Source organism: Streptomyces spongiae (genome assembly GCF_009377185.1).
GTDB lineage: Bacteria > Actinomycetota > Actinomycetes > Streptomycetales > Streptomycetaceae > Streptomyces > Streptomyces spongiae.
Genome location: NZ_VJZC01000234.1, coordinates 1 through 14155, shown reverse-complemented (window position 1 = coordinate 14155; position 14155 = coordinate 1). Strand labels below are relative to the sequence as shown.

General features: G+C 70.9%; 13 protein-coding genes. 4 read left to right on the top strand and 9 right to left on the bottom strand.

Translation table 11 applies throughout. The features are described 5' to 3' along the window. A partial coding sequence (locus FNH08_RS27160) for a heavy metal translocating P-type ATPase (protein WP_152774162.1) occupies positions 1–1281 on the bottom strand: 1281 nt, incomplete at its 3' end. 57 nt (positions 1282–1338) lie between these two features. On the opposite strand from FNH08_RS27160, the gene FNH08_RS27155 reads away from it, so the two are divergent. The 4 genes from FNH08_RS27155 to katG all read left to right on the top strand — a co-directional run bounded on the left by FNH08_RS27155 (position 1339) and on the right by katG (position 5064). Then, positions 1339–1707 (top strand): ArsR/SmtB family transcription factor, encoded by a 369-nt coding sequence (locus FNH08_RS27155; protein ID WP_152774159.1) that lies wholly within the window; start codon positions 1339–1341, stop codon positions 1705–1707. A 7-nt stretch (positions 1708–1714) separates the two neighbouring features. After that, positions 1715–2206 carry a MarR family winged helix-turn-helix transcriptional regulator gene (locus FNH08_RS27150; RefSeq protein ID WP_152774158.1) on the top strand — a complete coding sequence of 164 codons (492 nt, stop codon included), beginning with the start codon at positions 1715–1717 and terminating at the stop codon, positions 2204–2206. A gap of 164 nt (positions 2207–2370) precedes the next feature. Beyond that, positions 2371–2808, top strand: a complete 438-nt coding sequence (locus tag FNH08_RS27145) for a Fur family transcriptional regulator (RefSeq protein WP_152774157.1) — start codon at positions 2371–2373, stop codon at positions 2806–2808. A 33-nt stretch (positions 2809–2841) separates the two neighbouring features. Continuing rightward, positions 2842–5064, top strand: a complete 2223-nt coding sequence (gene katG / locus FNH08_RS27140; protein WP_152774156.1) for a catalase/peroxidase HPI — start codon at positions 2842–2844, stop codon at positions 5062–5064. A 15-nt stretch (positions 5065–5079) separates the two neighbouring features. Here katG and FNH08_RS27135 read toward each other — a convergent pair whose 3' ends face one another. The 8 genes from FNH08_RS27135 to FNH08_RS27100 all read right to left on the bottom strand — a co-directional run. Further along, entirely contained in the window at positions 5080–8502 is a 3423-nt protein-coding gene (locus FNH08_RS27135; RefSeq protein WP_152774155.1) for an NACHT domain-containing protein, read from the bottom strand. Between the two features lie 15 nt (positions 8503–8517). Further along, positions 8518–8862 (bottom strand): trypco2 family protein, encoded by a 345-nt coding sequence (locus FNH08_RS27130; protein WP_322725483.1) that lies wholly within the window; start codon positions 8860–8862, stop codon positions 8518–8520. A gap of 60 nt (positions 8863–8922) precedes the next feature. Beyond that, positions 8923–9432 carry an O-acetyl-ADP-ribose deacetylase gene (locus tag FNH08_RS27125; RefSeq protein ID WP_152774154.1) on the bottom strand — a complete coding sequence of 170 codons (510 nt, stop codon included), beginning with the start codon at positions 9430–9432 and terminating at the stop codon, positions 8923–8925. 63 nt (positions 9433–9495) lie between these two features. Then, complete coding sequence (locus FNH08_RS27120) at positions 9496–9978, bottom strand: GAF domain-containing protein (protein ID WP_152774153.1); 483 nt, start codon at positions 9976–9978, stop codon at positions 9496–9498. Then, entirely contained in the window at positions 9978–11438 is a 1461-nt protein-coding gene (locus tag FNH08_RS27115; RefSeq protein WP_152774152.1) for an alkaline phosphatase family protein, read from the bottom strand. Before FNH08_RS27115 ends, FNH08_RS27120 begins: the two co-directional genes overlap by 1 nt. Beyond that, positions 11435–12592 carry a metabolite traffic protein EboE gene (gene eboE / locus FNH08_RS27110; RefSeq protein ID WP_152774151.1) on the bottom strand — a complete coding sequence of 386 codons (1158 nt, stop codon included), beginning with the start codon at positions 12590–12592 and terminating at the stop codon, positions 11435–11437. Before eboE ends, FNH08_RS27115 begins: the two co-directional genes overlap by 4 nt. 7 nt (positions 12593–12599) lie before the next feature. Then, entirely contained in the window at positions 12600–13466 is an 867-nt protein-coding gene (locus tag FNH08_RS27105) for a TatD family hydrolase (RefSeq protein ID WP_322725481.1), read from the bottom strand. A gap of 2 nt (positions 13467–13468) precedes the next feature. Beyond that, positions 13469–14155: EboA domain-containing protein (locus FNH08_RS27100; RefSeq protein WP_322725479.1), on the bottom strand; the 687-nt coding region annotated here is incomplete at its 5' end.

Below are 14155 nucleotides of genomic sequence, written 5' to 3'. Positions count from 1 at the left end.
CACCGTCACCGCGCTCCCCCCGACCGTGGCGCTCACCCCCCGCCCGGGCACGGCCACGAAGTCCTGGGCGGGTGCGAGCCGCAGGCCGCGGGCACGGGCCTCAGTCACGACGGCACGCCCCAGGGGGTGTTCGCTGAAGTGCTCCGCGGCCGCGGCGAGCGCGAGGAGGGAGTCCTCGTCGAGCCCCGAGCCCGGCAGGGGCCGTACCGCGGTGACCTCCGGGGTGCCCTCGGTCAGGGTGCCCGTCTTGTCGATGGCCGCCGCATCGATCTCGCCGAGCCGTTCCATCGCCACGGCCGACTTGACCAGCACACCGTGGCGGCCCGCGGTGGCGATGGCGGAGAGGAGCGGCGGCATGGTGGCGAGTACCACCGCGCACGGCGAGGCGACGATCATGAAGGTCATGGCGCGGAGCAGGGCGCCGGTGAGGTCCGCGCCGAAGGCGAGCGGGACGGCGAAGACGGCGAGCGTGGCGGCCACCACGCCGACGGCGTAGCGCTGTTCGACCTTCTCGATGAAGAGCTGGGTCGGCGCCTTGGTCTGCGACGCCTCCTCGACGAGGGTCACGATGCGGGCGATCACGGAGTCGGCCGGGTCGCGTTCCACGCGGACGCGCAGGGCGCCGGAGCCGTTGAGGGTGCCCGCGAAGACGTCGTCGCCGGGGGCCTTGGGGACGGGCAGGGGTTCGCCGGTGATGGTGGCCTGGTCGGCCTCGCTCTCGCCCTCCAGTACGCGTCCGTCGGCGCCGATGCGCTCGCCGGGACGGACCAGGACGACGTCTCCCACGGCCAGTTGGTCCGTGGGGATCCTCTCCTCGACGGCCCCGTCCGCCGACAGCCGGGTGGCCGTCGCGGGGGCCAGGTCGAGCAGGCCGCGTACGGAGTCGGCGGTGCGGGCCGTGTCCAGCGCCTCCAACGCGCCGGAGGTGGCGAAGATGACGATCAGGAGCGCGCCGTCCAGGACCTGTCCGATCGCGGCCGCGCCGAGCGCCGCGACGATCATCAGCAGGTCGACGTCGAGCGTCTTCTCGCGCAGCGCGCGCAGTCCCTCCAGGGCGGGTTCCCAGCCTCCGGCCGCGTAGGCGATCACGTACAGCGGCCCGTACAGCCATGGGGTGGCGCCGGACAGGTCCAGTGGGAGCGCGAGCAGGAAGGCGAGGGTCGAGGCGAGGGCCCAGCGGGCCTCGGGCAGGGCGAGCGCGCGGGTACGGCGTCGGGGTGCCGCGGGCACGGACGGGCGAACCGGCGGTGGGGCGAGGGAGGTTGACACCCGGGCCACCATACAGGAACACATGAAGACTCATTCATGCGTTCAACTGTGGCAGGTAGGATGTCGGCCATGGGTCACGGAGCCGTCGCCGCCGCGCAGGACGCCACACCTCGCGTACGCCTCGACGCGGCCAACGTCGCGAAGGTGGCCACGACCCTCCAGGCCCTCTCCACCCCGTCCCGACTGCTGATCCTCGCGCGACTGCGCGAAGGGCCGCTGCCGGCGACGGAGTTGGCGGCCGAGGTCGGCATGGAGCAGTCCGCGTGCTCGCACCAGCTGCGCCTGCTGCGCAACCTCGGACTGGTCGTCGGAGAGCGGCGGGGCCGTTCGGTGGTGTACGCGCTGCACGACCACCATGTCGCCGAACTGCTCGACCAGGCCGTGTACCACGTGGAGCATCTGCGCCTGGGGATCAGCGACGCACCTGAGGGGGACTAGCCCGAGCATGGAGACACCGCAGAAGCCGTGCTGGCTGAGCGACGACGAGATGGAGACGTGGCACGCGCTCTCCGGCTTATTGATCAGACTGCCGGGCGCGCTCGACGCCCAGCTGCAACGGGACGCGGGCATCAGCCACGTCGAGTACCAGGTGATGGCCATGCTCTCCCGTACAGCGGAACGCACGCTGCGGATGAGCGAGTTGGCCGGGTACACCGGCTCGTCGCTGTCCCGCCTGTCGCACCTGGTCACACGGCTGGAGCGGAACGAATGGGTGCGCCGCACCCCGGACCCGGACGACGGCCGCTACACCCTGGCCATCCTCACGGAGTCCGGCTGGGACAAGGTCGCGGCCACAGCGCCGGGCCACGCGGAGGCGGTGCGCCGCTTCGTCCTCGACCCCGTCACCAAGGCCCAGCAGAGGCAGCTGCGCGACATCGGTCGCCGCATCTGGCGCGCCGTCGGACCGAACGACCACTACCTGCCGCCGCCGCGTTGACACGTGTGCGTGTGCGCGAGGGCGCCGCCAGGGAAGTCGCAGTACGGTAACCCTCGCCACACTCGGACAAATTAACCTAATACTGCACATCACGCCGCGCCACGCCACACTTGCACGATTCATTCACTTGAATCATTCGTGTTTGTGCGAGTAGGTTTGGCGCCATGACTGCACCCCAGACCCCGACCACCGCAGAGGAACTGCGCGGTGCCGGCCTGCGGGTGACGGCTGCCCGCGTCGCGCTGCTCGAGACCGTCCGCGACGGTGACCACCTCGATGTCGAGGCGATCGCCTCCGGGGTACGCGAGCGCGTAGGCCACATCTCCCTCCAAGCCGTCTACGAGGCGCTCCACGCGCTCACCACGGCGGGACTCGTACGCCGCCTCGAACCCCCCGGCAGCCCCGCCCTGTTCGAGGGACGCGTCGGGGACAACCACCACCACCTCGTGTGCCGGTCGTGCGGCGTCGTCGCGGACGTCGACTGCGCGGTCGGCCACACCCCCTGTCTGACCGCATCCGACGACCGCGGCTTCGCGGTCGACGAGGCCGAGGTCATCTACTGGGGCCTGTGCCCCAACTGTTCAACCCCCAGCGGTACGTGAGCACCGTGATCCACCTAGCCCGGAAGGTTTCCCATGGCTGAGAACCCTGATGCAATCGTCACCGACCCCAAGGCGGAGGGCACGGGTGGCTGCCCCGTCGCCCACGGGCGCGCCCCGCACCCGACGCAGGGCGGTGGCAACCGTCAGTGGTGGCCGGAGCGCCTCAACCTGAAGATCCTCGCCAAGGACCCCGTCGTCGCGAACCCCCTCGGTGAGGAGTTCGACTACGCCGAGGCGTTCCAGGCTCTCGACCTGGCGGCCGTGAAACGGGACATCGCCGAGGTACTGACCAACTCGCAGGACTGGTGGCCCGCCGACTTCGGCAACTACGGCCCGCTGATGATCCGTATGGCCTGGCACAGCGCCGGCACCTACCGCATCAGCGACGGTCGCGGCGGTGGCGGCCGCGGCCAGCAGCGCTTCGCGCCGCTGAACAGCTGGCCGGACAACGGCAACCTCGACAAGGCCCGCCGTCTGCTGTGGCCGGTCAAGAAGAAGTACGGCCAGTCCATCTCCTGGGCCGACCTCATGATCCTCACGGGCAACGTCGCTCTGGAGACGATGGGCTTCACGACCTTCGGCTTCGGCGGCGGACGCGCCGACGTCTGGGAGGCCGACGAGGACGTGTACTGGGGTCCCGAGACCACGTGGCTCGACGACCAGCGCTACACCGGCGACCGTGAGCTGGAGAACCCGCTCGGCGCCGTCCAGATGGGCCTCATCTACGTCAACCCCGAGGGCCCGAACGGCAACCCGGACCCGATCGCCGCGGCCCGCGACATCCGCGAGACGTTCCGCCGCATGGCGATGAACGACGAGGAGACCGTCGCCCTCATCGCCGGTGGCCACACCTTCGGCAAGACCCACGGCGCGGGCCCGGCCGACGCGGTCGGCGACGACCCCGAGGCCGCCTCGATCGAGCAGCAGGGCCTGGGCTGGAAGTCCACCCACGGCTCCGGCAAGGCCGGCGACGCCATCACCTCCGGTCTCGAGGTCACCTGGACCACCAAGCCCACCCAGTGGAGCAACGACTTCTTCGACATCCTCTTCGGCTACGAGTGGGAGCTGACCCAGAGCCCCGCCGGCGCCAACCAGTGGGTGGCCAAGGACGCCCAGGAGATCATCCCCGACGCGCACGACACGTCGAAGAAGCGTCTGCCCACGATGCTCACCACCGACCTCTCGCTGCGCTTCGACCCGATCTACGGTGAGATCTCGAAGCGCTTCCACGAGAACCCGGACCAGTTCGCGGACGCCTTCGCCCGCGCCTGGTACAAGCTGACCCACCGTGACCTGGGCCCGAAGTCCCTGTACCTCGGCCCGGAGGTCCCGGAGGAGACCCTGCTGTGGCAGGACCCGCTGCCGCAGGCGGAGGGCGAGGCCATCGACGCCGCGGACGTCACCGCGCTCAAGGCCAAGCTCCTGGAGTCGGGCCTGACCGTCTCGCAGCTGGTCAGCACGGCGTGGGCGTCGGCCTCGACGTTCCGCGGCAGCGACAAGCGCGGCGGTGCCAACGGCGCCCGCATCCGCCTGCAGCCGCAGCGCGACTGGGAGGTCAACAACCCCGACCAGCTCTCGCTGATCCTGCGCACCCTCGAGAGCATCCAGCAGGAGTTCAACGCGGGCTCCGGCGCCAAGAAGGTGTCCCTGGCGGACCTGATCGTCCTCGGCGGTTCCGCCGCGGTCGAGAAGGCCGCCAAGGACGCGGGCGTCGCCGTGGAGGTCCCCTTCACGGCGGGCCGTGTGGACGCGACCGAGGAGCACACCGACCCGGAGTCCTTCGCCGCGCTGGAGCCGACCTCGGACGGCTTCCGCAACTACCTCGGCAAGGGCAACCGCCTGCCGGCCGAGTACCTGCTGCTCGACCGGGCGAACCTGCTCACCCTGAGCGCCCCGGAGCTGACGGTCCTCGTCGGTGGTCTGCGCGTCCTGGGCGCCAACCACGCCCAGTCCACGCACGGCGTCCTCACCGCCACCCCGGGCACCCTCACCAACGACTTCTTCGTCAACCTGCTCGACCTGGGTACGGAGTGGAAGTCGACCTCCGAGGCGCAGGACACGTTCGAGGGCCGCGACGCGGCCACGGGCGAGGTCAAGTGGACCGGCACCCGTGCCGACCTCGTCTTCGGCTCGAACTCCGAGCTGCGCGCGCTCGCGGAGGTCTACGCGAGCGATGACGCCAAGGAGAAGTTCGTGAAGGACTTCGTCGCGGCGTGGGCCAAGGTCATGGACCTGGACCGGTTCGACCTCGTCTGATCGCTTGGGCGATCGCTAGGACGAGCGAGGCCACCGAAGGCCGAAACGGGCCTTTCCCGTCCCCGAGAGGGGGGCGCGGGGAAGGCCCGTTTCGCTGTGCTCGTCGTGGTTGCTGTGGATCCTCACCTGACTCCCGCTCGGGAGTCCCTTCTCTCCGGTCAGCCGGACCTTGCCGGCCGGGTCGATCGTGACGAACGAGGCGGGGACGGCCCGCAGAGCCGACACGTCCACGTCCAGGGTGGCGGAGGAGCGGTGGATCACGTGGGCCACCAGCCTCCGGAGACCGGGGAACACATCCAGAAGTTCGTCGAAACCAAAGCTGCCTTGGACGTCCACCGTCAGACGCAGGGTCCGGATATGCGGAAGCGGCGGCAGAGCAAGCTCCGCGAGACGGGTTATCCGGGCCAGCACGATATCGAGTTCGTCGAGCTCGGGCAGCGCCACCAGTTTCCGCAACTCGCCCGGGTCGAAGAGAGCATCGGCATGAGCGGCCAGATGAAGCCTCGTGAGGCCCGGCCAGCGTTCGATGCCGTCGAGTGACGGCACGCTCAGGGTTGACGGCCCCAGGGCGAGGTCGCGCAGCCCCGGAGGCAGGGGCATGGTCGCCAGGGTCCCCCAGGGCTGGCGGCTGTTGACGGAGATCGACGTCAGCTCCCGCAGATCGGCGAGCGGGCTCATGTCGGGCCCCACCGGCATCAAACCCAGCTGCAGTTGCTCGAGGTTCACGTCGGAGATGCGCGAGTAGTCCTTGAGGCTGCCGCAGTCGACGAGTTCCAGTGAGCGCAGACGTGGCGCGCCGTCCGCCAGGAAGCCGAGGTCCCGGAACGAATCGTTGCTCACCAGTCGCAGGTCCCTGGGCTTTGTGGCGAGCAACCCGGGCACCATGCGTTCTCCCGGAAAGGAGCCTTTGATCTCCAGGGTCTTCACTTGGCCGACCCGGTCGAGTGCGGACAACTGGGAATCGGTGCCCACGGTGAGACGGGTATCGGCCAGGTCCATCACGGACAGGATCTCGTCGGCGAACCGATCGTCGTCGAACGAGCTCCAGGCCTCCCCCACCCTCTGCCGTACGAGGTCGTTCGGATGGTCCCCGAACTGCCGCAGGATCTGGAAGGCATGCTCGCCGCCGATCCGCCCGGCGGTCTCCGCGGTGGCCGCGGCCTCCCTGTCGTCGAGCTGGTCCGGGCCCGGAAGGAGGTCCAGCACGACGGGGCCCGCGCTCGCCAGCTTCTCCGCCGCTTCGGAATCCCGAGGAGGGACCAGCGCGGCCGCCCGTGCCTCGGCCCGCGAGCGCACCTCCGGCGCCAGCATGGTGGCGTGTTCCAGGCTGGCGGCGGCGAGGAGGTGGAGCCGGGTACGGATCTCGTCGTCCTCCGCGGTGTCTCCCCGGTCGAGCAACCCGCCGATCAGCACGGCCCGTTCCTCGGGGCGGCCGTGGCCCACGGCCATCCGGACCACGTCCTCCCACTGGGGGTCGGCCGCGTGCTGCGCGACCTGCGGGAGGTCCTGGGCCTCGACCGCCGCCTTCGCGCCGAGATAGTCCTGGAAGGTGCGGTGGACGAAGTCGACGGTCTGCGGGGTGGGTTCACGCAGCAGTCCGCTACGGCGCACGAGGTGGCGCAGGACATCCCGTGCCCGCTCGGGCGGGGCCACCGCGGGCATGGCGGGCAGCAGCCGCTCGACGAGCCTGACCACCCGGTCCTGTTCCGCCTCGGTCTGGCCGTTGCGGATGAGCCACCAGGCGAACTCCTGGAGGAGCTGACGCTGCGCGTCCTCCGGGATGCCGAAGCCCTCGGGGGTGCCCACGTCGCGTTCCTTGTCGCGGCGGACCAGGAGCATGCTGAGCGCCGCGCCGTACAGCTCCATCCGGCTCTCCGGCAGATAGGTACGGCGATCACGGTGCAGTGCGCAGATCATCGCGCACATCAGCGGATTGGTGGCGAGTCGGGCCAGGTCCCGTTTGCGGCGCAGGGTGTCCAGCAGGCGCTCGGCGTACCGGTCCCGCTCCTGGGCGGCCTCGGCGCTCTCCCCGAACGCGGCCAGATGCCAGCGCTGCACGAACGCCTCGACGTCCTGCTGGTTCATCGGGAGCAGGCTCAGTTCGGTGAAGTCCCGGCGCGTCAGCCAGCCCTCGCTCACCGCCGTGGGGCGGGTGGTGATGACGCAGTTGCAGTCCGGGTAGGCGGCGAGCAGCCCGGTGAGCCACTGCTGGGTGCGTTCGCGGTCGCGTTCCGGGATCTCGTCCACACCGTCTATCAGCAGCAGGGCACGGCCGGAGCGCATCACCTGCTCCGCCCAGTCGGGCGGCGGGGTCAGCGGGATCCCGGTGGCGGCCAGGAAGTCCGCGGGGCCGGGCAGTTCACCGCGTCTGATGAGGGTGCGCAGCGGGAGCACGAAGGGCACGCTGTCGTCGAGATGGCCGAGCCGGTAGCTGAACTCGTCCCGGGCCGCGGTGATCGCCAGCCACTGGACGAGGGTGGTCTTCCCGGATCCGGCCAGGCCGCGCAGCAGCACGCGGGTCCTCCCGGAGAGGGCGGCCTCGACGCGCCGGCGTCCACTGGACACCTCGTGCCGAGGGGCCGCTTCCAGGAAGTCGACCCGGTCCTGACTGCTCTGCTGGGACAGCTCCAGGCTCAGATAGGCGGTGTCGAGCGGCCACTGCGCATGGTCGCCCCGACTGAAGTCGAGGCCGAAGATGCGGAGTTCGCCGTAGTTCTGCTCCACGTACGAGCGGTAGTCGGACTCGAAGCCGATACGCGGTGCGCGTGTACGGGTGCGTCCCGCGTCCTCCAACGCGGGCAGTTTCCCGAAGTGTTCGAGGTACGCGTCGTAGAACCCGGCGACGATGTGGATCGCGGTCGCCGGGACAGCCGTGAGACGACCGTGCTGCCAGCCGACGGGATCGGCGGTCACGACTCCCAGCAGCAGCTCTCCGTCGAAGAGGGCCGCCCCCGACATGCCCGCCCACGGGGAGCCGCCGCCCTGTCGCGGTGCCGGCGGCGTGTGGTCGAGGTCGACCACGTACCCGCCACGCACCATGTTCGACCCCGGTTTGAGCGTCCCGACCAGCTGCTCACTGTCCAGCTGCCCCGATCCCCCGCGCTGCACATCCGGGTAGCCGATCGCCTGGCAGTTGGGGCGCGGTCGCAGATCACTGGTCTGGCCCCAGCGCACCGGCCCCCAGTCGGCGGCGAGGTCGGGCGCGACCAGGTCGTCGTCGGCGAGCAGCAGCGCCGCGTCGCAGTCCTCGTGGGTTCCCTCCCAGACCAGCCGGCTCAGGATCCGTCCGCGGCCCCCGGGGACGATGACGTGGGTGCTGTCGCTGCCGACGACGACATGGGCGGCGGTGAGGACCAGCCGTGGCGTGAGGAGGTATCCGCTGCCCTGGCGCGTGGCACCCAGGACAGCGGCGATGCGCTCCTTGCTGGGGGAGGACACCGCGCGTCACCCGCCCTACTCGGTCCGGCCGAAGGCCGAGGTGTCGGCGGGCGTGTCGTTGCCGACCTCCCAACCACCGTTCGTCCGCGCGTCCTTGGGCCGCAGGGTGAAGCTGACCCGGTGGGTGCTGGCCGTGGACCGGCCGGCGTCGGCGTCGGCCGAGATCACCCACGCACGCACACCGGACTTCACGCGCGCGTCGCGGCGCAGTTCGACCGTGAACTCCAGGTTGATGTCCCCCACTTCGAAGCGCAGATCCCGCCCGGTCCCGCGTGCCGCCGCGGCGAGCAGTTCGTCACGTACGGCCTGGACGGCGTCCGCCAGTTCGATCCCGTCGATCCCGGTGAAGTTGTCACTCACCTGGTCAACGCTATGCCAACGCGAGCGCGCCGCGCCATGACCCGGGAAATCCGGGCAGGACTATCGCAGTTGCCGGGCGAACGTCTCGTACGCCTGCTCGTCGAAGAGTACGAACCTGACCTCCTCGACCGCCGTGCTGGTCGCCCGCACCGTCTCCACCGCGACCCGGGCGGCGTCCTCCATGGGCCAGCCGTAGATCCCCGCGGAGACGGCCGGGAAGGCCACCGTACGGGCGCCCAGTTCGTCGGCGACCCGCAGCGACTCCCGGTAGCAGGAGGCCAGCAGCTCCGACCGGTCCTCCCCCGTGAGGAATCGCGGGCCCACGGTGTGGATCACCCAGCGCGCGTCCAGGTTGCCCGCCGTGGTGGCGACCGCCTGACCGGTGGGCAGGCCCTTGCCGTACTTGGAGGCCCGCAGGTCACGGCACTCGTCGAGGATCGCGGGCCCGCCCTTGCGGTGGATGGCGCCGTCGACGCCTCCGCCGCCGAGGAGGGAGGAGTTCGCCGCGTTGACGACGGCGTCCACGGACTGCTGGGTGATGTCGCCCTGGATGAGCGTGATGGCGGTCATGGGTGCCTCTATACCAGCCCGGACGGGCCGGGGAGGAAGCGGTCACCAGGTGACGCGCCCGGCTCAGACCGCATGAACCTCCAGGACTGTGGCCGCGTCCTTCCGGTAGGTCTCGATCTCCTCGCCGGTGAACTCCCGGACGTCCTCGAAGCCCAGCCCGACGACCGCGAGCGGCCGGGTGTCGTCGTCCGGGGCGGAGACGGGGAGAGTGAGCGACCCCTTCGCCCCTGCGGCGCGGCCCTGCGGTACGGCGACGCCCGAGGTGTCGTTCCGGAAGTCGGTGATGGCGACGGGCGCCCGGCGCTGGGCGGCGACTCCGGCCATGCCCTTGCCGACGGGGATGACGGAGGTGCCGTTCTGTACCGCGGGCGGCAGGTTGTGCGCGGCTACGAGGACGATCTCGCCCTCCTCGGCGAGTCCCGCCAGATGAACGGAACCGACGAAACCGCCGTGTCGCTCGACGAAAGCGGTGAGCCAGACCGCGATCTCGGGACGGGCGTTGCGCAGGACGGTCTCGTTGAGGGGAGTGGTCGGGGTGGTGGACATCAGTTCTCCATGTCAGTGGGGGGAAGGCCAGTGGGAGGAACGTCAGTGGGGGGAAGTGCGGCTTCCGGTACGAGCCGTGCCAGCCGCAGCAGCAGTGTCTTGACCTCCGTGGCCGCGAACGCCTCCCGGGCCTGGTCCGGCTCCGAGCACAGGAGTACGGGGCCGTCCGCGGGGTCGGCGGGCAGGCGGCCGTGGCTGCCGCGGACACCGGCCGGATTCAGTGGAACGGTGCTGATGCGGTAGCGGAGGCCGAGTTTCTTGCGGGCCACCTGGCCGACGGCGCGCAGCTTCACGGCCGGGACGGTGTCGTCGTAGAGGAGTTCGGCGGGGTCGTAGCCGGGCTTGCGGTGGATCTCGACCTGGCGGGCGAAGTCGGGGGCGCGGTCGTCGTCCAGCCAGTAGTAGTACGTGAACCAGGCATCGCGGTCGGCGACGGCGACCAGTTCGCCGGAGCGCTCGTGGTCGAGGCCGTGCGCGGCCTTGCCCTCGGCGTCCAGCACCCGTTCCACGCCGTCGAGTTCACCGACCACCTTGGCGACGGCCTCCGTGTCGGCCGGGTCGCGTACGTAGACGTGGGCGATCTGGTGGTCGGCGACCGCGAAGGCACGGGACGTCCAGGGGTCGAGGTACTCCATGCCGTCCTGCGTGTACACCTCCAGCAGGCCGGCTCGCCTGAGGGCGCGGTTGATGTCGACGGGGCGGTTGACGGGGGTGATGCCGTACTCGCTGAGCGCCACGACGGTGGCGCCCTCGCGCAGGAAGTGGTCGATCAACGGGCGCAAGGAGTCGTCGAGTTGGCGGGCGGCCCGGGCGGTCGCGGGTGAGTCGGGGCCGGAGCGCTGGGGCTCGTAGTCAAGCTGCGGGATGTAGACGAGGGTCAGGTCCGGGTGGTGTTCGTCGAAGACCTGGCGGGCGGCGCCCAGGATCCACTGGGTGGAGGGCATCCCGGCGTTCGGGCCCCAGTAGGTGAACAGGGGGAACGGGCCGAGCCTGTCGGTGAGTTCGTCGTGCAGGGACGGCGGCCAGGTGTAGCAGCCGGGTTCCTTGCGGCCGTCGGAGTAGTAGACGGGCCGTGGGGTGACGGTCCAGTCGACGTCGGCGCCCATGGCGTACCACCAGCAGATGTTGGCGATCGTGTAGCCGGGGGCGGATCTCCGGGCGGTCTCCCAGATCTTCTCGCCGCCGACGAGTGCGTTGTGCTGGCGCCACAGGAGGACTTCGCCGAGGTCGCGGAAGTACCAGCCGTTGGCGACGGCGCCGTGCCCGGACGGGGGTTCGCCCGTGAGGAGCGTGGACTGGACGGTGCAGGTGACGGCCGGGAGCACGGTGTCGAGGCGGGCCCGGAAGCCGCGTTCGCCGAGGGCGGCGACGGCGGGCATGTGCTTGAGCATTTTGGGGGTGAGGCCGACGATGTCGAGAACGACGAGACGCTTCGACGAGGGGGTGGCCTGTTCGGTCATGAGGGGTCCTCCTTGAGGCCGAGTTCCGTCAACCGGGTGCGGGCCCAGTCGAGTTCGGCGGCGATGCCTCCGGCCAGATCGGCGGGCGGCTCGGGGAGGACGGACCAGGTGTAGGTCTCGACCTCGATGTGGTCGCAGTCGGCCGAGGGCCCGCCGAGCAGTCCGGCGAGGACGTGGCCGAGTTGGTCGGCGGTGGTGCGGAGCGGGGGTTCGGGCCGGGTGTGCAGCGGGGCGTGGAAGTGGACGCGCCACGGGCCGGTGTCGTCGGGCAGTCCGCCGTCCAGGGCGTCCGGCAGGTCGTCGACGCCGAGGACCGTGTCGGTGGTCGCCGTACGGGTCTGGTGCAGGAACCGGGGTTCGGCGAGCCGTCGCAGGGCGGCTCGGGCGGCGGGGTCCGCCGGGTCGTGGGCCTCGACGGCGCAGGACGCCTGGAGTTTGACCACGGGCAGCCCGGCGTCCGCGAGCCGCCGCAGGGCCGCGGCCGGGTGCTCGAACTGGACGGCGAGGTGGCAGGCGTCGAGACAGACGCCGAGCCGCTCGGGGTCGAGGCCGCCCAGCTCGCGGACCGCCTGAGCGGTGGTCTCCACGACGCAGCCGGGTTCCGGTTCGAAGCCGACGCGGACGCTTCGGCCCGACCGTGCCTCCAGTGCGCTGAGCCCGGTGGTCAGCCGGTCGAGCGCCCGGCGGGCGTTCTCGGCGCGCCGGGCGGGCCACGGGGTCCGCCCGGCCAGCGGCAGTGTGGAGACGCTGCCGCGCTCGGCGTCGTCGGGCAGGAGGTCGGTGAGCACACGAGCGCAGTCGAGGGTGTACTCCAGCCGGGCGTCGTCCGCCCAGTCGGGCAGGTACACGTCCTTCTTGACGACCTCGCGGTGGAACCCGGCGTACGGGAAGGCGTTGAGGGTGATGGTCTCCAGGCCACGCGCCCGCAGTTCGCCCCCCAGCCGCTTCGACGCGCCCGGATCGGCGGCGAGTTCGGTGACGACGGGGCGGGCCAGCCACAGCCCGATGCCGAGCCGGTCGACGCCGAGGCGCTCGCGCACGGGCTCGGCGTACTCGGCGAGCTGGGAGACGACGCCCTTCAGGTCCTCCGCCTGGTGCACGTTGCTGCAGTAGCCGAGGTGGACGGTGGTGCCGTCCTGGTGCATGAAGCGCATGGACCGCTCACACTCCCCCTCGCCGGATGGAGTTGCCCTCGAAGGACGACGACTCGTCCGGCTTGGGCTCGTCCAGCGTGGCGTCCAGCTCCAGGCGCCCGCTCTGCCCGTAGAAGGCGACCGGGTTGTCCCACAGCACCCGCTCGACCGCGGCCTCGTCGAACCCGGCGGCGAGCATCGCGTCGGCTGTCTTCCGGGTCTTGAGCGGGTCCGAACGGCCCCAGTCGGCGGCCGAGTTGATCATCACGCGCTCGGTGCCGTGGTCCTTGAGGATCTCGACCATGCGATCCTCGCTCATCTTGGTCTTCGGGTAGATCGAGAACCCGGCCCAGCAGCCGCTGTCGAGGACCATGCCGACGGTGAGTTCGTTGAGGTGGTCGAGGACGACGCGTTCGGGCGCGATGCCCGACTCCCGGACGACGTCGAGGGTGCGCCGGGTGCCGGCGGCCTTGTCGCGGTGCGGGGTGTGCACGAGGGCGGGCAGGTCGTGCGCGACGGCGAGTTGGAGCTGGCGGGCCAGCGCCTCGTCCTCCTCGGGCGTCATCGAGTCGTAGCCGATCTCGCCGACGGCGACGACCCGGTCCTTGGCGAGGTAGCGGTCGAGCTCGTCCAGCACCGGGAGACAGCGCGGGTCGTTGGCCTCCTTGGGGTTGAGCGCGATGGTGCAGAAGTGCTGGATGCCGAACTGGGCGGCCCGGTACGGCTCCCAGCCCAGCAGCGAGTCGAAGTAGTCGTAGAAGCTCTCGGGCGAGGTGCGGGGCTGGCCCAGCCAGAACGCCGGCTCGACGACAGCGCGTACCCCGGCCGCGTACATCGCCTCGTAGTCGTCGGTGGTCCGGGAGGTCATGTGGATGTGCGGGTCGAAGATGCGCACGGTCAGGCTTCTTCCTCGAGTTGCTGCTGAACGAGAGTGAGTTCTTTCCGAAGGGCGACGAACTCCTGGCCGAGCTGCGCGAGTTCGTCCCCGATCACGGACGGGAAGGCCCGCACCATCGGCAACACGTCAGCGGGTACGTTCCGTCCGGCGACCAGCCGCTCGTGCGTGAAGTCGGCGAGCATCCGGGCCAGTTCGCGGTCTGCGCGGGTGCCGAGTCCGGCGACGCGGTCGAGCGGGATCTCGAGGAAGACGCATTTCAGGACTGCCTGGCGGTAGTCGGCGTCCGGGAGGCGAGCGGCGGCGTACGGCCCGAGGGCTGCCTCGATAAGGGTGGTGTCGTTGCCGCGCAGGGTCTCGCGGACGACTGGGAGGGCGAGGTCGCCCAGGTCGAGCAGCGGCAGTGAGCGCAGGACGGCTCGTTGTTCCGCCGGGTCGCCGTGCCGGTGGAGGCGGGCCACCTCGTCGGCGAGTGCCCGACCGCGCAGGGGCAGAGCGGTGAGGAGGACCGCGCGGGCCGCCTCGTCGACGGTCCAGTGCGCGCCCAGCCGGGCGTGTCCGCACCGTCTTCGGACGGCTGGGAAGTGTCTCCGTATCGCGACGGGCTCGGCGGCGACCGTGGCGGCGGCTTCGTCGAGCCAGGCGCGGGCCGTCGTGTCCAGGACGGTTGGGAGGAGGTGGCGGGGGTC